The 542-nt window shown below is 61.4% G+C and carries 1 protein-coding gene; it reads right to left on the reverse strand.

The annotated features are described in order from the left end of the window. A partial coding sequence (locus A5753_RS07670) for an AMP-binding protein (RefSeq protein ID WP_156655996.1) occupies positions 1-542 on the reverse strand: 542 nt, incomplete at both ends.

Genomic DNA, 542 nt, shown 5'->3' on the forward strand with positions numbered 1-542 from the left:
GCACTGGTCAACCCCGCCCGACCCACATAGCCATAAGCCAACCCGCCACCAGCCACATACAACTCACCGACCACCCCAGCGGGCACCGGACGCAACCAGTTATCGAGCACAAAAAACCCCAGATGCGCCAACGGCACCCCGATCGGGCTGACCATGCGCTCAACATCGCCGGCGGCGATCTCCCGCAACGAGGCGTGCACCGTCGTCTCGGTAATGCCATACATATTGATCAACCGCGGCAACACCGGATGACGCTCCAACCACCCCCCAAGCCGCTGCGGCTCGAGCGCCTCACCACCGAACACCACAGTCGACAACGTGAGCTGATCAGCCAACTCAGGTGCAAGCCCCTCAGCGCTCTGCAACGCATAAAACGCCGACGGTGTCTGACTGAGCACACTGACCTGCTCACCCACCAACACTTCGAGCAAGTCTTCTGGTGAACGCACCACCGACTCGGGCACCACCACCAACCGCCCGCCGTATAACAGCGCCCCCCAGATCTCCCACACCGAATAGTCAAACGCCAACGAATGACACTG

The organism is Mycobacterium sp. 852002-51971_SCH5477799-a (assembly GCF_001667145.1).
Taxonomy (GTDB): Bacteria; Actinomycetota; Actinomycetes; order Mycobacteriales; family Mycobacteriaceae; genus Mycobacterium.